This window comes from Nonomuraea jabiensis, from assembly GCF_014204795.1.
Taxonomy (GTDB): domain Bacteria; phylum Actinomycetota; class Actinomycetes; order Streptosporangiales; family Streptosporangiaceae; genus Nonomuraea; species Nonomuraea jabiensis.
Map to the genome: position 1 here is coordinate 8136754 of NZ_JACHMB010000001.1, position 20339 is coordinate 8157092.

The window sequence follows — 20339 nt, forward strand, 5'->3', positions numbered from 1 at the left end:
GTCACTCCTTCGCCATACGCCGCAGTTCCCGCTTGATGACCTTGCCCGCGGCGTTCCTGGGCAGGGTGTCCAGGGTGAGCAGCACCGTGGGCAGCTCGTGCCCGGCCAGCCGGGTGCTCAGGAAGGCCCGTACGTCGCTGAGCGCCAGCGGCCCGGTGGCCACCACCGCGGCGGCCACCGCCGTGCCCATCACCGGGTGCGGCACCCCGAACACCGACGCGTCCGCCACGGCCGGGTGCTCGTGCAGCGCCGACTCGACCTGGATCGTCGAGACCTTGAACGCGCCCGACTTGATCACGTCGCTCTCCCGGTCGACGAGGTACAGGTAGCCCTCGTCGTCGAGGCGGCCGAGGTCGCCCATGCGCACCCAGCCGTCCTGGAACGCGCTGTCCTCGCCGGAGTCGTAGTAGGCGCGGGGATGGGCGGCCGCGCGCAGCCACACCTCGCCCGTCTCGCCGGGCGCCACGGGGGTGCCGTCCGCGTTCGCGATCCTGAGCCGGGAGCCGCCCGCCGCGCGGCCGAGCGAGCCGGGCCTTTCCGCGTCGTAGATCATGATGGTCTGCGCCGGGGCGGCCTCGGTGGAGGTGTAGTAGTTCGCGACGGTCGCGTTCGGGAACGCGGCGGTCAGGCCGGCGGCGACCGACGGGGGCAGCGCGGCCGCGGCCGAGCCGAGCAGCAGCACGCTGGACAGGTCGTGGCGGTCCTGCACGCGGGCGTTGAGCAGCTCGGCGGCCATCGCGGGGACGACGAAGACGGTGCCGGCCGCGTACTCCTCGATCAGGGCGGCGAAGCGGGCCGGGGTGAAGAGCGGGAGCGTCACCACCGCCGGGGCGGCGGTGAGGGCGTGGAGCAGCATCACCTGGCCGGCGTTCGTGCCGATGGGGAAGGCGTGCACCAGATGCCGGGAATGGGCGAACGGGCGGCGTTTGGGGTGGACGGGCGGGGAGGTCAGGTTCGCGTGGGTGGCGGCGACGCCCTTGGGGCGGCCCGTCGTGCCGGAGGTGTAGAGGATCTGGGCGAGCGAGAGCGGATCAGGGGCCGCGGTCTCCTCGCTGACGGCAGGTCCCGACAGGAGCCCCGACAGGAGCCTCGCGAACGGGACGGCGGCCGGCCCCGGGGGGAGCGCCGGGTCCCCGCCGCCGTGGACGACCCTCGTCGCCCCGCAGTCCTCGATCATGTACGCCAGCTCCGGCGGGGCGAGCCGGTCCGAGAGGGGCACCGCCACGCCGCCCGCCTTCAGCACGGCCATCCAGCTCACCGCGTAGTCCAGCCACTCGCGGGCGCCGAAGACCAGCGCGACCCGTTCGCCCTTGAGCGGCCCCGGGAGGGCGCGGGCGGCGGCGGTGGAGCGCTCGTCCCATTCGGCCAGGGTCAGGCTGCCGTGGCCGGCGACGATCAGCGCGGTGTGGTCGGGATCGGTGGCGGCTCGGGACGTCAGGAGATCGGGCACTGGAAGGGCCGACGGAACCACCCCCAGAATTTTTTTCGTCGTGCCGCTTGACGCTAGAAAAAATGCACACATGCGTCAAGCCCTTACCTGCAGGCGCTTGCCGACGTCTGGCACCGCGTGACACACTCGCCCCGGATTCCCCGACGAGGGAGGGTTCACCAGGTGCTGATGGATGGGGAGCTTCACCAACGGCTCGCCGACATGATCGCCAAGGCCGCCGACGGGGCGGTCGATCCGGCCGAGGTGCTGTCCGGGCAGGCCCGGCTGAGCGATCTCGGCGTCACGTCACTGGCCTACTTACGACTGATCGACGCGGTGGAGGCCGAGTTCGGGGTGGAGCTCGACCCCACGGCCATCGACAGCCTGGACGCGCTGGTGGACTACGTCCGGCTCCATGGCTGACCCCGGTGCTCCGGCGGGCCGGGACGGGCCGCTGACCTGGGGGCAGCAGGACATCTGGCGGGCGGTCCTCGCCGCCGCGCCGCAGGAGCGCTACCTCAACATCGCCCGGGTCTTCGCCGCGCCCAAACGCCCGGTGACCGTGGAGCGCGCCGCGCTGGCCCTCGAACGGCTGGTCGCCCGGCACGAGTCGCTCCGCACCCGGCTCACCGGGTCGCGCGAGGCGCCGCTCCAGCGGGTCTGGCCGTCCGCGAGTCCGCCGTACGAGGTGGTGGAGGCGGGACCGGTCGAGCCGGGGCCGGTCGGATCGGTGGCGGTCGGGTCGGTGGCGGTCGGGTCGGTGGCGGTCGGGTCGGTGGCGGTGGAGGCGGGGCCGGTCGGGGCGGCTCTGGCTGAGGAGGTGGGTGAGCGGCTGGCGGCCGAGCCGTTCGCTTACTGGGAGGAGTGGCCGCTGCGGGTGGCGTTCGTGGTGGCCGGGGGATATGTCCGGCACATCGTCCTGGTGCTCTGCCATCTCGCCGCCGACGGCCACGCGGCCGAACTCGTGGTCAAGGACTTCCGCCTGCTCCTGCTCCGGGACTCCCTGCCACTCCTGCGCAGCGCCACCCCCCGGGAGCTCGCCGCCTGGCAGCACTCGCCCGAGGGGCGGCGCGTGTCGGGGGAGGCGATCGGGTTCTGGCTGGAGGAGTACGCCCGGATGGACCCCGTGCCGGCGTCCGCGTACGTACCGGGGGAGCCGCGGTTCGTGGAGGCCACGATGCGCTCGCCCGCGCTGGCCGCCGCCGTGCAGGAGGTCGCCGCCCGCAACCGGGTCAGCTCCTCGACGGTGCTGCTCGCGGGCGCGATGCGGCTGGCCGGTCGGCTGACCGGGCAGCGGTTCTGCGGGATGCGGGTGATCGTGAACAACCGCTTCGCGGCCGGGCGGCGCGACGTGGTGTCCACGATCTCGCAGGAGGCGCTGGTGGTGCTGGACCTGCGTACGGAGTCCTTCGACGCGCTGGTGCGCCAGGCGTGGGGGACGGCGCTGCGGGCGTACCGGCAGGCGCAGTACGACCCGTACGCGATGGAGGAGGCGGTCACCCGCGTGGGGCCGGGGATCCGGTCGTTCGGCTGCTTCAACGACCAGCGGCTCGTCCAGGAGGACGGCCAGGTCGCCGCCCTGGAGGGCAAGACCGAGGTGGCCAGGACGGACGCGATGGACCGCAACATCTGCGACTTCCGCCTGCACGTCGGCGGCGAGCCGGGGCGCATGGAGGTCTCCTGCTACGCCGACACCGCCCTGCTGCCCCCGCCGGGCATCGAACAGTACCTGCTGGACCTGGAAGGCCTGATCGTGGAGGCGGCCCGGACATGAGCCTGTACGCGGAGGCGACGTCGTGCGCGCAGGGGGAGGAGCTACGCTTCCGGCTCCTGGACGCCGGTGGCGGCCCGATCGTGGTGGAGGACGTGCCGTCGGGCGGGGTCGTCATGGAGGACGTCTCCTCCGGCGGGCCGAGCTGGACGCTGAAGGTAGGCGACGATTGGCCCAGCTCCCTCTATCGAGCCATTTACCGCGACACCAGCGCATATTTCGTCGTACGTAGCTCTGTGCCCGCTTCGCCCATCCTGGTCTCGGTCCCGTTCCCCACCTGGGAGGCGTACAACCGGCCCGGCGTCCCCGGCGAGGGCCTCTACCAGTCGGAGCAGCCCGACCGTGCCGTCAAGGTCACCTTCGACCGGCCGGGTGCGGGGCCGCAGATCGAGGAGTGGGAGCTCGGCCTGCTCCGCTGGCTCGGCCCGGCGGGCTACACCGTCGACTACTGCTCGGGCCTGGACCTGCACGGCGGGCTCGATCTCCTGTCCCGCTACCGGCTCCTGGTCATCAACGGTCATGACGAGTACTGGTCGTGGGAGATGCGGGACGCGGTGGAGGCATTTGCCCGCCGTGGTGGAAATATCGCCATATTCTCCGGCAATACCTGCTGGTGGCAGGTCCGCTTCGAGGACGACCTCCGTACCATGGTCTGCTACCGCGACGCCACCGCCGACCCCATGGCCGCCACCGACCCCGGCCGGGTCACGGTCGAGTGGCCGAGCGACCCCGTCAACCGCCCCGAGAACACCCTCACCGGCCTCTCCTTCAGGAACGGCGCCGGCTGCTGGGTGGACTCGCGCGTCATGTCCCAGGAGTCCTACACCGCCAGATTCGCCGGCCACTGGGTCTTCGAGGGGACGGGGCTCGCGGACGGCGACCCGTTCGGGACAGGCGCGATCGGCTACGAGACGGACGCGGCCGACCTGGAATGGGTTGCCGGCGTCCCCCGGGCGACCGGCCGCGACGGCACGCCACCGTCCTTCGTCGTCCTCGCCACGGCCGACCTGTCCCACTGGCGCCGCTACGGCAAGGGCGGGGCCGCCACGATGGGCCTGCACCGCCTCGGAGCGGGCACCGTCTTCAACGCCGGCACCATCAACTGGGGCAACACCCTCGACGACCCGGCCCTGGCCACCATCACCCGCAACGTCCTCAACCGCCTCTCCCACCCACCCACCACCCCCACCTGGGACCCCATCGGCCCCACCCCACGGTCACCCCTCGACCCCGCTCCACCGCTCCCGCCTCCCACTCCACGGTCGGCGGCCGTCGAGCCGGGCGACGCCGTAGCCGTGCGGGCGCTCGTGTGCTGCGAGAACCGCCTCTACGCCGCATGCTCGGACGGCAGCCTCGCCGTCAGGGACGTATGCGGCCAGAACCTCCCATGGCAGACGATCGACGAGACCGACGCGATCGCCCTCGCCGCACCCCGGGAGGCGCACGGCGGCCCGCCCGCCGGCCTGTACGGGGTCGCCCCGGACGGCACCATCCGCTACCGCGACCCCGTGCCGGCCCGGCAGCCGTGGCGGGACGTCAGCCGCGCACCCGAGGGCACCATCGCCCTGGCCGCCGTGGACGAAGGGCTGTTCGCCGTCACCTCCGGAGGAGATGAGCTGTGGCACCTGCCCATCCGGCAGCTCGGCACCCACGACTGGAAGATCGTCGGCCCGGCCGCCGGTGCGGTGAGCCTGACCGCGATGAACGGCCGCCTGTTCGCCATCTCGGCCGACCGGATCCTCGTGAGGACAGTCGAGCGGCATGACGCCGGCTGGAGCGACCTGGGCCCCGCCGGAGGGCACACCGTCCTGGCCGCCACCGCTGGACGGCTCATCGGCGCCGCCCCCGACGGCGCCCTCCGCTGGCGGTCGCTGACTCAGCCTTCCTGAGGGCGGTCGCTCTCGTAGGCCAGCCACTGCGCGAACGTGTGCAGCCCGTAGTCCAGCGTCACGCCCGCCCGCCACCCCAGCTCGACCCCCGCCCGCTCGACGTTCACCAGCGGCCCGGGAGGCTCGTCGGACGTCTCGACGTCCATCGGCCGCACCGCCCTGGACACCGCCTCGACCAGCTCGCCCATGCGCAGCCGCTTCCGGCTGGCGACGTTGTACACCCGCCCCGCAACCCCCCGTTCCAGCGCGGCCAGCACCGCCCCGGCGACGTCCTGTACGTGCACCAGCTGCACCGGACGCCCGGAGACAGGCGCGGGACGGTTGAGCGACGACCGCAGCACCAGGTCCGCCACCGGCCCGCGCTGCGGCATGCCGGGCCCGTACGGCTCGCCCAGCCGCAGCACCACCGCTCCCGGCGCGGCCGCCTCCACCTCCAGCAGGGCCCGCGACAACGGCGTGGCGGCGGGCGACACGGGCGTGTCCTCGTCCACCCACTTCCGCTGCGGATAGACGTCTACCGAGCTGAGCAGCACCCCGCCCCGCCCGCCCGCGAAGGCCGCCCGCGCGAGCCGCAGCTCCTCCTCCGGGTCGGCGTCCGGGGACCAGCCGAGGGCGCACACGTGCACCACCGGCGCGCCGGAGTCCCCGGCGGCGAGACGGAGGCCCCGGTCGGCGAGCGCGTGCGCCAGGTGCTCCCGGACGAACGTCTCGGCCCCGCTCACGGCCACGATCAAGGGGACCGGAGACGGCGGGGCCACGGCGGGCTGCGGGCGATCCACCGGCCTCGCCGCAAGGCCCGCTTCCAGGCCCACCCGCGCCACCTCGTGCAGCTCCGCCGACAGCCGCCCCAGCTCCCGCCCCGACAGCTCGTGACACAACCCGCCCGGCCCCATCGTGGCCAGCGCCTCGTCCACCACCCGAGCGTCCCCCAGCCCCCGCCCCCCGTGCACGACCCCCATCGTGTACGCCGTCAGCCACAGCTCCCCATGCGCCCCCGCGCCCGCCCGCGCCACCAGCGCGCCCGCGTCGATCCCCAAGCCCGCCAGATAGTCCTCGCACCGCAGATCCCGCCACCCCCGAGACCCCGGCACGCGTACGGCGCACTGCGCGACACCCCGCTTGAAGAACGGGATCACCGGCAGATCGTCGAGCACGACGCCCTCGCCCACCCCCGCCAGCGGGTCGTCGGTGAAGAAGCACGGCGAGCGGCGCACCCCCTGGAAGTCGTTGTCCACCAGGCTCGCCAGGTCCTCGTGCTCGGCCAGGCTGGGCACCGCCACGAACACCGGCACCCCGGCCTGCCGCAGGTACCGCCCCATGAGCACGTCGTCGGGCCACGTGTCGCCCCGGCCCGCGGCCCACTCCACGTACCCCTCGGCCACGTCCTTGGGCAGCAGCAGGGCGGCCACCGGCGTGTACTCGCCCGCCCCCGCCACCCACCGCGCCCCGGCCAGCGCCCCCTGGCGTACGGCGGCGCCGTTGCGCGAGTTCCAGAAGGCGAACAGGGCGAGCGCGGCGTCCGGCAGGGCTCGGGCGGCGCGCTCGGCCCGCTGGAAGAACGTGCCGGAGAGCACCATGTCGTCGTGCAGGAGGAAGTGGTGGGTGGAGTCGCCGGGGATGCTCGACCAGGCCAGCAGCGAGGTGCGGAACGCCGAGGGCCGCCCGCCCGGATCGGGGTCGGTGACGACGTCGAGCACGCCCCCGGCCAGCCGCGCCGCCGCCTCCATGCGCCGGGGGTGCGCCATCACGGCCCCGCTCAGCCGCACCCTCCGGTTCACGTCCCCAGGCATGCGCCTACCGTGAGCTCGCCCGACTCGACGAGGTCCAGGGCGTCGCGCCGGTCCCCGCCCTCCCACTGCACCTCGCGTACCACCAGCAGCCCCGACCCGCAGGCCACCAGCACCCCGCCGGTCCCGGTCGACCACACGGGGGCGAGCACGGTCCCGGCCGGCTCGCTGCCGCCGTGCTCGATGAGGTCGGCCCCAATGAGATCTGCGCTGTGCACGTACAGCCGCCGCCCGGAGACGGACGTGAACGCCCCCGGATAGGGCGAGGCCAGCGCGCGTACCCAGTCGTAGAGGTCGGCGGCGGGCCGGGACCAGTCGATCAGCCCGTCCTCGGGCCGCCGCTTCTCCCACCAGGACCCGCCGGGCCCCTGCGGGCGCGCCACCACGCGGCCCTCCAGCAGCAGCGGGATGTACGTCGCCAGCAGGTCCACGTTGATCTCGGTGACCTTGCGGTAGACGGCGCCGACGTCGTCGCGCCGGCTGATCGTGAACTCCCGCTGCGCGATCAGGTCCCCGGTGTCGGCCCCCTCGTCCAGGAAGAACAGGCTGACCGCGCTCGTCTCCAGCCGCTTGATGATCGTCCACGGCAGCGCGGCCCGCCCCCGCCCCTCGGGCAGCCGGGTGGGATGCAGCCCGATGGACCCCAGGGGGCACGCCGACAGCAGGGGTTCGCGCACCAGCTGCGACCATCCCGCGATCACGAACAGGTCCATGCCCTTGACCAGCTCGTACGCCTGCCCGTCGTTGATGTCGGAGGTCTCCAGCAGCGGGATGCCGTGCTTCTCGGACGCCTCCCGCAGCGGCGCGAACCCGGAGCGGTGCTGCAGCGCGGGCGGGTAGCCGATCAGCAGCGACGGCGGGGTGCCCTGCGCCACCAGCACGTCCACCGCCGGCGCGGCGAACTCCATCCCGGTGGCGAACGCGAACGTCTTCACAGGACCTCCCTCAGCACCCCGAACGCCTCCGCGTGAGTGACGCCGATCTCCGCTCCGCGTAACGTGGCCAGCGCCGTCACCGAATCCTCGCTCCTGATGTGGGGCGAGGGGCGGTGCTGGCTCGCGTACGCCCGCAGTGCCTCGAGCTTCGCGCCCATATGAGTGGATATATCGCAGTAAGCCGTCGAGCGGGGCATCGGCTCGGACGCCCACTGGATCTTCGACATCTCGTACATGAGGACGTTCGGCACCAGCCACTTGCCGAACTGCTGCGCGATCGGCCGGGCGGCGGCGAACCCGGCGTCGAAGACGGCGCAGTGGTCCTGGTCGTAGTCGGCGAAGCTGGGCAGCAGCAGCAGGTCGGGCCGCCGCTCGTTCAGGGCGTGCTCGAACAGGTCCACCAGCTCCCGGCGCGGCAGCGTGTCGAGCCGCTCGGTCAGCCCGCGGTCCCCGTACGCGATCTCGAAGGTGAAGCCGAGCAGGCCCCGCACGGCCTCGATCTCGTCCAGCCGCTGCCGGTAGGTCGTGGCGCCGGCCAGCCCGTAGTGGCTCATGCCGTCCACCGCCAGGTACAGGACGTGCACCTCGGCGCCGAGCTCGGCCTGCGCGGCCATCAGGCCGGCACAGCCCAGGACCTCGTCGTCGGCGTGGGGGGAGATCACCAGGACGCGGTCAAAGCGGCGCATTCACTGCCCTTCGGTCCTCGCGGGCGCGGTAGTAGTCGGCGGTGGCCATGATGAGCTCGTCGAGGGTGACGCGGGGCCGCCAGCCCAGGTCGGTGGCCGTCCTGAGCGCCGGGATCTTGTGGAAGGACTCGGCCTCGGCGTAGTGCGGCCCGTGCACGCTCCGGCCGTCCACGCTGACGATGGGGGAGGGGCTGCCGAGCAGGGTCTTGACGCGTTCGGCGAGCTGCATGACGGTGACGGCGTTGGCCGGGTTGCCGACGTTGATGATGACGTCGTCGCCGTCCAGCGCCGCGTCCATGAAGCCGATGAGGAACGCCGTCAGGTCGCTGGCCGCGATGAACGCCCTGACCTGCTCCCCGCCCGCGAACACCGTGATCGGCCGCCCGGCCAGGGCCTGCTGCACGAACGTGGGCATCACGAACCCGCCCGCCCGCGACTGCCGCGCGCCCGCCACGTTGAAGGGCCGGATGACGATGCCACGTAACCCGTGCCGGCGGCTGTTGCAGACCATGGCCTCGGCCAGCGTCTTGGCGACGGCGTACTCGATGCGCGTGTTGTACTGGGTCGGCACGACGATGTCGTCCTTCTCGTCGAGCACGCCGCTGCGCCCGTACACCTCGGCCGAGCTGAACATGCACAGCGGCACCCCGGCCGCGGCGCACGCCTCGATGACCGGCGCGGTGCTGCCGATGATGTCGTGCCCGAGCCGCCCCGAGCGCGACAGGATGCTGGCCGGGCCCACGTAGGAGGCCGCGTGGATGACGCGGTCCACGCCCGCGAAGTCGCCGCCGGAGGCCAGGTGGTCCTCCACGCGCTGCCTGATGACCGTGCAGCGCGGGTCGGTGTCGTAGTCCTCGCCGTCGACGACCGCTCCGGCGTTCGAGTCGATGATCCGTACGCGGTGGCCCGCCGCGAGGTAGGCGTCCACCAGATGTGAGCCGATGAAACCGAGACCGCCGGTGATCACTACTTCGCCACCTGGTGCTCGCACGGACCCGCCTTTCCTGCTCGAGGAAAACGGTCATACTGGGACCTAGGCGGGATTAAAACAGTTTTCGTCTGTCTTGTCACCCATGGCCACAACTTTTCACCGCGGCGCGTGAACCCCTCGCGGCACGGGTACCTCCCTATCCTGACCGGGTACGCAGACCTGGGGAGACGCGGCCGATGTCCGGTGAGCTCGACCTCATGCCCGCCGGCTTCGTGCGGGCCATCGACGAGATGGCGCTGGTGGACCACCACGTGCACGGCGTCACGTCCCACGACCTGTCGCGCCGCGCGTTCGAGGAGCTGATCACCGAGTCGGACCGGCCGGTGCCGTCGTGGATGACCCCGTTCGACTCCCAGGTCGGCCACGCCATCCTGCGGCACTGCGCGCCGGTGCTCGGGCTCGACCCGCACTGCACGCCCGAGGAGTACCTGGCCAGGCGCGCCCGGCTGGGCGCCGACGAGGTCAACCGGCTGCTGCTGGGCGCCGGCGGCATCGGGCACTTCCTGGTCGAGACCGGCTACCGGGGCGAGGAGCTGCTCGGGCCCTCCGGCATGGCGGAGGTCACCGGCGTGCCCGCGGACGAGGTGGTGCGGCTGGAGGCGGTGGCCGAGCAGGTGGCCGCCGACGGGTGCGGGGCGGGCGCGTTCGCCGACCGGTTCGCCGAGGCGCTGTGGGAGCGTACGCGTACGGCGCGCGGGCTCAAGAGCATCGCCGCCTACCGCTGCGGGCTCGACTTCGACCCCGCGCCGCCCACCCGCGAGGAGGTCACGGAGGCCGCCGGGCACTGGTTGTCGGCCGGGGGCGGGCGGCTGTCCGATCCCGTGCTGCTGCGCCACCTCATCTGGACGGGGCTGGAGCGGGGCCTGCCGCTGCAGTTCCACATCGGGTTCGGGGACCCGGACGTGGACCTGCGCCGGTCGGACCCGCTGCTGCTGCGCGGGCTCATCGAGCTGGCCGAGCCGACCGGGGTGCCGCTGCTGTTGCTGCACTGCTACCCGTACCAGCGGCACGCGGGGCTGCTGGCGCACGCGTACCCGAACGTGTTCTTCGACGTGGGGCTGGGCGTGAGCTACACCGGCGCGCGCGCCGTGGCGCTGGTGGCCGAGAGCCTGGAGGTGGCGCCGTTCGCGAAGCTGCTGTTCTCCTCCGACGGCTTCGGCCCGGCCGAGCTGCACCACCTCGGGGCGCTGCTGTGGCGGCGGGCGATGGCGCGGGTGCTCGGCGGGTTCGTGGCCGAGGGGGAGTGGTCGGTGGAGCAGGCGATGCGGGTGGCCTGGATGGTGGGCGCGGAGAACGCGCGCCGCGTCTACGACCTCGGAGGGTGAGGCCGAACAAGGTTCCGCCCAAGTGGGGACAGAAAACTCATCGATGACGAAACCATCTATAACCTCTAGGCTCGACCGCGATGGATCTCGAAACTTTCTCCCCCGGTTCGGGACTGCTCGAACCCCGGGCAGCACTCCGCTCTGACGCGCCCGCCCTCGACCTCAACGGCACGTGGCGCTTCCGCCTCTCACCCACCGCGAACGTCCCGGACGACTTCGCCCAGCCGGCCTTCGACGACGCCGGCTGGGACGAGCTCCCCGTGCCGTCCCACTGGAACCTGCACGGGCACGGCGCGCCCGCGTACACCAACGTCGACTTCCCGATCCCCGTCGACCCGCCCCGGGTCCCGGACGAGAACCCGACGGGCGACTACCGCCGCGTGTTCGACCTGCCGGACGGGTGGACGGGCGGCCGGCTGCGGTTCGAGGGCGCCGACTCCTTCGCCAGGGTCTGGCTCAACGGCCACGAGCTGGGCTTCTGGACCGGCAGCAGGCTGCCCGCCGAGTTCGACGCGGGGCCGCACCTGCGGCCGGGGCGCAACGTGCTGGCCGTCCGCGTACACCAGTGGTCGGCCGCCAGCTACCTCGAGGACCAGGACATGTGGTGGCTGCCGGGCATCTTCCGCGACGTCACCCTCACCCGCTCCACCGCCGACGTCTTCGTGCGCGCCTCCTACGCCGACGGGCGCGGCACGCTGAGCTTCGCGGGCTCGGGCACGCTGAGCGTGCCCGAACTGGGCGTCGCCGACCTCTCGCCCGGGGCGGAGGTGACGCTGGAGGTGGAGCCGTGGACGGCCGAGACGCCCCGCCTGTACGACGCCGTCCTCACCCTCCCCGAGGAGACGGTACGGCTGCGCGTCGGCTTCCGCACGATCTCCATCGTGGACGGCGTGCTCCTGGCCAACGGCCGCCCGCTGCTGTTCAAGGGCGTGAACCGGCACGAGTTCCATCCGGAGAGCGGCCGCACGCTGACGTACGAGACGATGCGCGAGGACGTGCTGCTGATGAAGCGGCACAACGTCAACGCCGTCAGGACCAGCCACTACCCGCCCCACCCCGACTTCCTCGACCTGTGCGACGAGCTGGGCCTGTGGGTCATCGACGAGTGCGACCTCGAGACCCACGGCTTCGGCATGATCGGCTGGCGCGGCAACCCCACCGACGACCCCCGCTACGCCGACGCGCTCCTCGACCGCATGCGCCGCATGGTCGAACGCGACAAGAACCACCCCAGCGTCATCATGTGGTCGCTCGGCAACGAGGCCGGCGTCGGCAGGAACCTGGCCGTCATGTCCGACTGGACCCGCGAGCGCGACCCGTCCCGCCCGATCCACTACGAGGGCGACCGCTCCTGCGCGCACACCGACGTCTACTCCCGCATGTACGCCTCGCACGCCGAGGTCGAGCTCATCGGGCGGGGCGAGGAGGCGCCGCTGGACGACCCCGAGCTGGACGCGCGGCGGCGGGGCCTGCCGTTCATGCAGTGCGAGTACGCCCACGCCATGGGCAACGGGCCCGGCGGGCTGGCCGAGTACCAGGAGCTGTTCGAGAAGTATCCGCGGCTGGCCGGCGGGTTCATCTGGGAGTGGATCGACCACGGGCTGGCGCATCCGGAGCACGAGTACGCCTACGGCGGCGACTACGGCGAGCCCGTGCACGACTCGAACTTCGTCATCGACGGCCTCGTCTTCCCCGACCGCACGCCATCACCCGGGCTGATCGACCTGAAGAAGGTGTTCGAGCCGGTGCGGTTCGAGTTCGGGGACGGCGTGGTGCGCGTCGTCAACGGCTACGGCTTCGCGGACCTGTCACACCTGGAGTTCCTGGCCACGGTGGAGGCGGAGGGCGAGACGGTCGCCGAACACCGGCTGACCGTGCCCGCCGAGGGCGGCGAGGTCAAGCTGCCCGCCGGCTCGGGCCCCGGAGAGGTGTGGCTCACCGTACGCGCGGTGCTGGCGGCCGACCAGCCGTGGGCCGGGGCCGGCCACGAGGTGGCCTGGGGCCAGGCGCTCCTGTCGCCGCTCATCGGCGAGGCCGTCGAGGCCGTCGAGGCCGCGCCCGCGACGTGGACCGCCGGGCTGGTCCGCGACGGTGGCGAGATCTCCGTGGGTCCCGCGGGGGACTCGGCCTTCGACCTGGAGACCGGACGCCTGATCAGGCTGTTCGGCGTCGAGGTGGAGGGGCCCCGGCTCGGCCTGTGGCGGGCGCCCACCGACAACGACACCTACGGCGGGCTGGCCGGCAAGTGGCGCGGGCTCGGCCTGCACCGCCTCACCCACCGCGTGGACGAGGTCGAGCTCGGCGACGCGCTGACCGTGCGCACCCGGGTCGCGCCGGCCGCGACCGACCTCGGCATGCGCGCCACCTACACCTGGACGGCCTCGGACGGCGGCCTGGAGCTGAGGATGGACGTCGAGCCGGAGGGCGACTGGGCCGACCCCATCCCGCGCCTCGGGCTGGACCTGACGCTGCCCGCGGGTGCGGTCGAGCACGTCACCTGGTTCGGCAGGGGGCCGGGGGAGGCGTACCCGGACACCGGCATGGCCGCCAGGGTCGGCCGCTGGCGGGCCAGCCTCGACGAGTTCCAGACGCCGTACGTGTTCCCGCAGGAGAACGGCCACCGGGCCGACGTGCGCTGGGCCGACTTGGGCGCCTTCAAGGTGCGCGGGTTCCCGGTGTTCGGGCTGACCGCGCGGCCGTGGAGCGCCTTCGACCTGGACCGGGCGCGGCACCGGCCGGACCTGGTGCCGGGCGGGCGCGTACACCTCGGGCTCGACCTGGCCCAGCAGGGCATCGGCACCGCCACCTGCGGGCCCGGCGCCCTTCCCGGCTATGACCTCAGGGCCGGGCGGACGACGTTCAGGCTCCGCTTCGAGCCCAGCTGACCGACGGATCTGATCATGCGCGGCCCCACTCCGGGGCCGCGCAGCCTTCGTGCTGACCGTTCACTGACGTTCAACGGGAGGAATGCGATGGATGCCAAGGAGTACCTGGCCGGTGTGTTCGACCGCGCGTCCGGCACGTACGAGCAGGTGGGGGTGCCGTTCTTCGCGCCCGTGGCCGCCGAGCTGGTACGCCAGGCCGCGCCCGGGCCGGGCGACCGCGTCCTGGACGCCGGCTGCGGGACGGGCGCCTCGCTCGTGCCGGCGGCCCAGGCCGTCGGCCCCACGGGGCGAGTGGTCGGGCTGGACCTCGCGCCCGGCATGGTCGCCGCCGCCACGGCCGAGATCGAGCGGCACGGCCTGAGCCACGCGACCGTCCTGCTGGGCGACGCGGAGCGGGCCGAGGAACTGCTGCCCGGCGAGCGGTTCGACGTCGTGCTGGCCGGGATGATGCTGTACTTCCTGCCCGACCCGCTGGCCGCCGTACGCTCCATGACCGGGCTGCTGCGGCCCGGGGGCCGGTTGTCGGCCAGCCTGCTGGTGCGGTCGAGCCCGGCCGAGGTCGAGCTGCTCGGGGTGGTGGGGCGGGCGCTGGAGCCGTACACCTCGGGGGCGGGCGGCGCCCCGTTCAGCCACACGCTGGGCACGGCCGAAGAGCTGACCGGGCTGTTCGAGGCGGGCGGGCTGGGCGGGGTCCGGCACGAGGACGTGGTGTTCGAGGTGGTCGTCAAGGCGGGGCAGGTGTGGGACTGGCTCTGGTCGGCCGCCCGCAGGGCTCCGCTGGAGGCGATTCCGGAGCAGTTGCGCGAGGAGGCGCGGGCGGCCCTGGAGGCGGCGCTCCCCCAGGACCGCTTCGTGCTTCCCCGCACGGTCCGCTTCGCCACAGGCTCCCGCCCCTGACCGAAGCCCGCCGGCCCGGCCGCTGAGCGCGCCCGCCCGGCGCCGAGCCCGCCCGCCTCGGGGGCTGAGTGCGCCCGCTTGGCGCCGAGCCCGCCCGTCCGGAGCCTGAGCGCGTCCGCCCGGCCGCTGAGCGTGCCCGGCCAGCCGTCGAAGGCCCGGTCGGCCGGGCATCGAGCGCCCGGGTCAGGCGTCGGGCACGGTGAGGATCGTGCCCGCGCCGACCGTCAGCCCGCCCTCGCGGATGGCGAAGCCGAGCCCGGGCTCCAGCGCGACCGCCTTGCCCAGCTCAACCGCCACGTCCACCGTGTCACCCGGCAGAGCGACGACGGCGGGGCCGTCACCGGGCTGAGCGGTGACCGAGGCAGCGTCACCGGGCTGAGCGACGAGGGCGGCAGCGCTGAGCGTCAGCTCCCCGGGCACGTCCGTCGTCCGCAGGTAGAACTGCGGCCGGTAGCCGGACGCGATCGGCCTGCGCCGCCCGCCCTCCTCCGCGGTCAGGAGGTAGACACGGGCGGTGAAGGACCGGTGGGCGCGCTGGCTGCCGGGCGCCGCCAGCACCATGCCGCGCCGCACCTGCTCGCGGCGGACCCCGCGCAGCAGCACGGCCGCGTTGTCACCGGCCTCGCCCCGCTCCATCGTCTTGCCGAACGTCTCCACGCCCGTGACGACGGCCCCGAACGCGTCACCGAACCCGACCGCCTCCACCGTGTCACCGACCCGGACGGTGCCGCGCTCGATGGCCCCGGTGACGACCGTGCCCCGGCCGGTGACCGTGAGCACGTTCTCGACCGGCATGAGGAACGGCGCGTCCACGTACCGCACCGGCACGGGGATGTGCTCGTCCACCGCCTGGAGCAGCGCCTCGATCGACGCGACCCAGACCGGGTCGCCCTCCAGCGCCCGCAGCCCGGACACCCGCACCATCGGGACGCCGTCGTAGCCGTGCTCGGCCAGCAGCTCCTGCAGCTCCAGTTCGACCAGGTCGGTCAGCTCCGGGTCCGCGCCGTCGGCCTTGTTGACGGCCACGACCAGGTGCTCGACGCCGACCCGCTTGGCGAGCAGCACGTGCTCCCTGGTCTGCGGCATGATCCCGTCGTGCGCGGACACGACGAGAATCGCGCCGTCCAGCTGCGCCGCCCCCGTGATCATGTTCTTCACGTAGTCGGCGTGCCCGGGCATGTCCACGTGCGCGTAGTGGCGGGTGGCGGTCTCGTACTCGACGTGCGAGATGTTGATCGTGATCCCGCGCCGCGCCTCCTCGGGCGTGCGGTCGATCCGCTCGAACGGCGTGTACGTGGCCTGCCCGCGCTGCGCCAGCACCTTCGTGATGGCGGCGGTCAGCGTGGTCTTGCCGTGGTCGACGTGCCCCATCGTGCCGATGTTGAGATGCGGCTTGTTCCGTACGTAGGCCTGCTTGGCCATGGTTCCTTCCTTGAGACCTGGTTTCCGTGTGACCCGTGCTCGGGGCCGACAACCTCCCCCCGCCGGGTCACCTCAGGACTCACGGGAAGAGGTCAACGCTCCAGGCCGTCGCAGGCACGCTCAAGCACGCCCGGCACCGCGGGCGTCACAGGGAGAGCGTGCAGGAACATGAAGAACATAGTGGAGTCGTCAGCAAGCGACCGCAACCGAATATTCCGGTGGTAGGCGGACCGATGCCACCCTCCCGTTGCCCTGCTGGACGGTGGGCCTGCTGACACCCACCCCGAACCGGCATGCCTTTCGGGCCAGTCGGAGGCGAACTGGAACCCAGGCCCAGCCCTGGTCCGGAGACGCCCCCATCCTGCACGGGCTCCCAGGCGCAGCTGGCGTGGACCATTGTCCTGGCGGGCTAATTCCAAGCACCGCCACGACGAACAACACCTAGGCGGCGCAGGTGCCCTGCCGGTTATTCACATGTGCGCCCGGCGGCCGGATGACATCCTTGCGCCCATGGACACAGCCTCGGCCTCGAACCCGTGCCCGCCGCAACCCCGTATCGACGACGCCTTCGGCCGTGTCCTGGCCCGCTGCTGGGACGCCGGCGCCGCGCCGTGGTCGGCGGTTGAGGTGATCGAGCGTGACGACGGCCTGATCACCGCCAACGACGCGTCGCGGTACTTCGCCGAGCCGGAGCACTGGTCGGAGCTGGAGCGCTGGGGCTGGGAGCAGGCCGCTGGCCGGATCCTGGACGTGGGGTGCGGCGGCGGGCGGCACGCCGTCCCGTGGTCGGCTCTCGGCCATGAGGTGGTCGGGTTGGAGCCGTCGCCCGAGGCGGTGCGCGTCTCGCGCGAACGAGGGGTCGAGGCGGTCGTCGGCTCGGTGCCGTCCCTGCCCGAGGGGCTCGGGAAGTTCGACACGATCGCCCTCTTTGGCAACAACCTTGCCCTGCTGGGCGGCCCGGCGCAGGCGCCCGAGGTCCTGGCGGCACTTGCCGCGGTGGCCCGCCCCGGCGCACAGCTGATCGGTTCGGGCATGGATGCCGGCGACGGCGGCGCCGCCCATGCCGACTACCAGGCCTGGAACCTCCGCCGCGGGCGGGCCCGCGGACAGCTGCGTCTCCGGGTACGGGACGGCGCGACGACGACGCCATGGTTCGATTACTGGCTCGCGACGCCGGACGAACTCGCGGCCGCCGTCGCCGATTCGGCGTGGACCCTGGAGACCCTGGAGCGCGACCCGGCAGGCCCCGGCTACATCGCCTGCCTGCGCTGCTGAATGCTCTGCAGACGGCGGATGCCCCGCTCGGCAGCGTTCCTGGCCTGAGAGCATCGCCACACGACAAGACCCCGCAGGCACGTCCGGGCGGCATCTTGTCGTGTGGCTCAGCTCGTTGCCCGGTCTCGGCGCCGGCGTTGATGAGTTCGGTAGCGTGGGCGTGGCGCAGCTGGTGGATGTCGATCTCGACGCCGGCCTGCGCGCAGTAGCTCTGCCAGCGGTGGTGGGCGGCGTCTACCGCGACGAGCTCACCGCAGCGGCAGCGAGGTAGTCGTGCAGCACGGCGTGCCGGAACTGATACACCGGCCCCGCGGTGCGCAACAAGCCAAGACGGTGGGCGTCATCCAGGAACGCCATCAGGTTGAGAGGAAGCCGCCCAGCCCAGGCCAGTCGCCAGTTGGTGATCTTGCAGATCATCCAGGCATGGTGCTTGCCCTGCCTGAGTCCGAGCACCAGCCCCACAACGAGACCGGGCGCAAGCCCGTCTGTGATGCCCCCCTTGATCCCTCCCACAGAGGCCTCCAGGAGCCCGAATGCCAAGCCGCCCAGGAGCATTGCGGCTGTTGTTCGCAGCAAGGTGAGACTGCGGTCGGACTTCCATATCGCAAGCGGGGTGGTGGCCTTCGCATAAGACGCCGGTTGTTCCAGCCACTCGATCACGGCCTTGGCGAACAGGCCGGTCCCCACGCCCACCCACAGCACGGCCGCAATCGAGACCGTTCCCGCGAAGACGATCCCGTCCTGGGCCGTGAGCAGGCGCCCGTCGGTAAGCTCGTACGCGATCTTGAACGCGAGTACGATCATGAAGGGGAACAGGACGATGAACGCGATCGCCATGCGCAGCCGGCGGGCGAGGGCGGTCATCCGCCCGGAAAGCCGAAGGTCGGCATACCCGGGTGTCTGGTCGAACCATCGTTGAACGTGCGGAGTGACCAAGGTCACAAGCCCGCCCACGAGCCCACCTATCAAGGCGCCCCCAGCGTCCCCTGAGAAGATTGCGCCGAACGACAACGTGAACCAGGTGGTGACCGCGGCGGCGATTTTGACCCGGGCCGCCGAGGCGAACGTGATCGCCAGCGCGCCGACGAGCCCCACCGTGAGTCCGATGGGCAACCCTCCCATGAGCGCCACCGGGAAGCCGGATTTCAGACCGATCGCAAGCCCGATCGGCAGGCCGGCCGGGAGGACAAAAGTGATTCCTGCCGCGATCATGGCGATGAGCTTGCGGCGACGCCCGGGAGCGAACCTGGCCGAGAGCCGGCAGGCGAGCGCCAATCCGGCCACCAGCCCTACCGCCAGGCCGACCGGCAGCCCGAAAGCCAGCCCTACCGGGAGGCCGGTCGCGAAGCCGGCGACGACCTTGATGCGACCAGCCACACGGCGTCGCTCATCGTCAGGCGTGGCATCAAAGGACAATCGCCACCAAGCCAGGTCGTAGGTACCGCGGACATGCAGCACGCCGGCGAGATAGGACAGGTGATCGCGAGTGCGATCAGGGTCCCACCGGCGGCGGGGCCGAAACTGGTTGGAGCTGGCATCATCTGGCGGGCGCGTCTTGATGAGCGCCGGAATGAGCCGGTCGAGCAGATAGGTGCGCAACGCCGTGGCGTCCTGCCCCAGAGGCCCGGCCAGCGGCCGGGGGTCCGCGCCGGGAGCCATGAACACTGTACGGATCAACCACAACCACATCGGGATGCCGGACAGCTCGGCCAGGGCGGGCACGGAGCCCGAACGCAGCGCGGCAAGCACTTCAGTCCAGGCGGGCGGTGGCTGATCGGGCAGGCAGGCCGCCAGGTAATCGGCGGCGACAGCTCGCGACAGCGGCCTGGCGACGATGACCGCGGCACCAGTGAGTGGGCGCCCCGCATCACGGACTGCGGCCGTGAACTCGATACGGCGGCTGGTGAGGATCATCCCGTCGCCCTCACTGAGCGAGCTGTTGAGTGCCTGGATGATCCGGACTCGCATCGGGGCCGACACCTCATCAAGGCCATCCAAGACAGGCAGGATGTACCCGCCGTGGACAAGCGCAGCGGCGCTCGCACCGAGTTCCGGCGCGCGAAGCGCCGGATAGTCCAGATCCAGCCGGGTAGCAAGCCAGCTCTGGAGCCGGGGATGGGCTTCGACGTCCCAACCGGACACCGGGAACAGCACTGGCACCGGCACGATCTGCCCCTGCCCGGCAGCTGTTCTGTCCGTCGGACGGGTGGCGAGAAGATGCAGCAACAACTGGACGGCGAGCGTCGTCTTCCCCATTCCCGCGCCGCCCGTTATGACGATCCGTCGGCGGGCGAGAGATCGGAAGGCAGCGCCCAAGCGGGCGATGTCGTCACTACTCACATCGAGGTCAGACTCCTGTTCACCGCTGACCAGACGAGGGCTGCTCGTTACTGTCGGGTCACTGGTCAGCTTCCAGCCCACGGAGATGGGCACCGGGTCATCGAGAAGGCGGTTGCGGGCCTCCTCGCGCCATTGACGCTCCACCAGCCTGGCCAGTACATCGGCAGCCTTGCCGACCTCGGCGGGTAAGGAAGCGGGCGCACCACCCCAGCGCAGCGCCCAGGTCAGGACCGCAGCCACCGCGGTGGCCCCGGCCAACGCCACCGCGGCGAAGTCCGCGAGGTTGACTGCCTCTTTCGGCGAATAGGACCGCCACACCAACAGCACAAGCACGCCAACGACGAAAAAGGCAATCACGGCAAGTGTGGTGCGCCAGCCGAATCTACGCGTGCGCTTGCTCACGCCTACATCGTCACTGCGGGACGGCTCATTCGCAGCATCTGCACAGACCCTGATTTCCGGCCAGTCACATCCTGGAGGCCCGGGTGATGCTCCCCATGCCGTTGTTCATGGGGACTCTCGTGATGGTGGGGCTGATGGCTGTGCGGGTCTCGTTGCGGCGGCCGAGCGCTGTTGAGCGACGACGCAGTGGAGAACGATCGCGGCAGTGGCTCGTGACCAGTTGATGTCAGTGATGGTGACGCTCGTCACCACGCTTCTGGCGACCCCTGACCCTGGGCACGCTGCACCGCCTCGACCCGCCCGTA

General features: G+C 72.1%; 14 protein-coding genes. 7 read left to right on the forward strand and 7 right to left on the reverse strand.

Translation table 11 applies throughout. The features are described from left to right. Nucleotide 1: 1 nt before the first annotated feature. Nucleotides 2-1450, reverse strand: a complete 1449-nt coding sequence (locus HD596_RS37105) for a class I adenylate-forming enzyme family protein (protein ID WP_313045811.1) — start codon at nucleotides 1448-1450, stop codon at nucleotides 2-4. A gap of 168 nt (nucleotides 1451-1618) precedes the next feature. On the opposite strand from HD596_RS37105, the gene HD596_RS37110 reads away from it, so the two are divergent. Genes HD596_RS37110 through HD596_RS37120 form a run of 3 tightly spaced genes read left to right on the forward strand, consistent with a single transcriptional unit; the run spans nucleotide 1619 to nucleotide 5089 of the window. Then, on the forward strand, nucleotides 1619-1852 hold the full coding sequence (locus HD596_RS37110) for an acyl carrier protein (protein WP_185074149.1): 234 nt from the start codon (nucleotides 1619-1621) through the stop codon (nucleotides 1850-1852). Further along, a complete protein-coding gene (locus HD596_RS37115; protein WP_185074150.1) occupies nucleotides 1845-3203 on the forward strand; it encodes a condensation domain-containing protein in 1359 nt (452 codons plus the stop codon). The genes HD596_RS37110 and HD596_RS37115 overlap by 8 nt, the downstream gene beginning before the upstream one ends. Then, nucleotides 3200-5089: a N,N-dimethylformamidase beta subunit family domain-containing protein gene (locus tag HD596_RS37120; RefSeq protein WP_185074151.1), complete on the forward strand. Its 1890-nt coding sequence runs from the start codon at nucleotides 3200-3202 to the stop codon at nucleotides 5087-5089. Before HD596_RS37115 ends, HD596_RS37120 begins: the two co-directional genes overlap by 4 nt. On the opposite strand, the gene HD596_RS37125 is transcribed toward HD596_RS37120, so the two are convergent. The 4 genes from HD596_RS37125 to HD596_RS37140 are packed head-to-tail and all read right to left on the reverse strand — an operon-like array spanning nucleotide 5077 to nucleotide 9488. Next, nucleotides 5077-6879, reverse strand: coding sequence for an NAD-dependent epimerase/dehydratase family protein (locus tag HD596_RS37125; protein WP_185074152.1), 1803 nt, complete (start codon nucleotides 6877-6879; stop codon nucleotides 5077-5079). The two genes, HD596_RS37120 and HD596_RS37125, sit on opposite strands and share 13 nt — an antisense overlap. Further along, nucleotides 6864-7811, reverse strand: a complete 948-nt coding sequence (locus HD596_RS37130) for a methionyl-tRNA formyltransferase (RefSeq protein ID WP_185074153.1) — start codon at nucleotides 7809-7811, stop codon at nucleotides 6864-6866. Before HD596_RS37130 ends, HD596_RS37125 begins: the two co-directional genes overlap by 16 nt. Further along, entirely contained in the window at nucleotides 7808-8497 is a 690-nt protein-coding gene (locus tag HD596_RS37135) for a PIG-L deacetylase family protein (RefSeq protein ID WP_185074154.1), read from the reverse strand. Before HD596_RS37135 ends, HD596_RS37130 begins: the two co-directional genes overlap by 4 nt. After that, a complete protein-coding gene (locus tag HD596_RS37140) occupies nucleotides 8484-9488 on the reverse strand; it encodes an NAD-dependent epimerase/dehydratase family protein (RefSeq protein WP_185074155.1) in 1005 nt (334 codons plus the stop codon). The genes HD596_RS37135 and HD596_RS37140 overlap by 14 nt, the downstream gene beginning before the upstream one ends. 176 nt (nucleotides 9489-9664) lie before the next feature. Between HD596_RS37140 and HD596_RS37145 the strand changes: the two genes are divergently transcribed. The 3 genes from HD596_RS37145 (at nucleotide 9665) to HD596_RS37155 (ending at nucleotide 14595) form a co-directional block, all read left to right on the forward strand. Continuing rightward, nucleotides 9665-10813: an amidohydrolase family protein gene (locus HD596_RS37145; protein ID WP_246555117.1), complete on the forward strand. Its 1149-nt coding sequence runs from the start codon at nucleotides 9665-9667 to the stop codon at nucleotides 10811-10813. 80 nt (nucleotides 10814-10893) lie between these two features. After that, nucleotides 10894-13698, forward strand: coding sequence for a glycoside hydrolase family 2 TIM barrel-domain containing protein (locus HD596_RS37150; protein WP_185074156.1), 2805 nt, complete (start codon nucleotides 10894-10896; stop codon nucleotides 13696-13698). 87 nt (nucleotides 13699-13785) lie between these two features. Next, nucleotides 13786-14595 (forward strand): class I SAM-dependent methyltransferase, encoded by an 810-nt coding sequence (locus HD596_RS37155; protein WP_185074157.1) that lies wholly within the window; start codon nucleotides 13786-13788, stop codon nucleotides 14593-14595. Nucleotides 14596-14778: 183 nt separating this feature from the next. Here HD596_RS37155 and tuf read toward each other — a convergent pair whose 3' ends face one another. Then, nucleotides 14779-16017, reverse strand: coding sequence for an elongation factor Tu (gene tuf, locus HD596_RS37160; RefSeq protein ID WP_185074158.1), 1239 nt, complete (start codon nucleotides 16015-16017; stop codon nucleotides 14779-14781). Nucleotides 16018-16527: 510 nt separating this feature from the next. On the opposite strand from tuf, the gene HD596_RS37165 reads away from it, so the two are divergent. Continuing rightward, a complete protein-coding gene (locus tag HD596_RS37165; protein ID WP_185074159.1) occupies nucleotides 16528-17292 on the forward strand; it encodes a class I SAM-dependent methyltransferase in 765 nt (254 codons plus the stop codon). A 234-nt stretch (nucleotides 17293-17526) separates the two neighbouring features. Here HD596_RS37165 and HD596_RS37170 read toward each other — a convergent pair whose 3' ends face one another. Then, complete coding sequence (locus HD596_RS37170; protein WP_185074160.1) at nucleotides 17527-20034, reverse strand: NACHT domain-containing protein; 2508 nt, start codon at nucleotides 20032-20034, stop codon at nucleotides 17527-17529. Nucleotides 20035-20339: the final 305 nt, after the last annotated feature.

Bases quoted from the DNA above. Each gene is read 5' to 3' on its own strand.
- HD596_RS37110 (WP_185074149.1), top strand. From the start codon at position 1,619: ATGGATGGGGAGCTTCACCAACGGCTCGCCGACATGATCGCCAAGGCC.
- HD596_RS37115 (WP_185074150.1), top strand. From the start codon at position 1,845: ATGGCTGACCCCGGTGCTCCGGCGGGCCGGGACGGGCCGCTGACCTGG.
- HD596_RS37120 (WP_185074151.1), top strand. From the start codon at position 3,200: ATGAGCCTGTACGCGGAGGCGACGTCGTGCGCGCAGGGGGAGGAGCTA.
- HD596_RS37125 (WP_185074152.1), bottom strand. From the start codon at position 6,879: ATGCCTGGGGACGTGAACCGGAGGGTGCGGCTGAGCGGGGCCGTGATG.
- HD596_RS37135 (WP_185074154.1), bottom strand. From the start codon at position 8,497: ATGCGCCGCTTTGACCGCGTCCTGGTGATCTCCCCCCACGCCGACGAC.
- HD596_RS37145 (WP_246555117.1), top strand. From the start codon at position 9,665: ATGTCCGGTGAGCTCGACCTCATGCCCGCCGGCTTCGTGCGGGCCATC.
- HD596_RS37150 (WP_185074156.1), top strand. From the start codon at position 10,894: ATGGATCTCGAAACTTTCTCCCCCGGTTCGGGACTGCTCGAACCCCGG.
- HD596_RS37155 (WP_185074157.1), top strand. From the start codon at position 13,786: ATGGATGCCAAGGAGTACCTGGCCGGTGTGTTCGACCGCGCGTCCGGC.
- tuf (WP_185074158.1), bottom strand. From the start codon at position 16,017: ATGGCCAAGCAGGCCTACGTACGGAACAAGCCGCATCTCAACATCGGC.
- HD596_RS37165 (WP_185074159.1), top strand. From the start codon at position 16,528: ATGGACACAGCCTCGGCCTCGAACCCGTGCCCGCCGCAACCCCGTATC.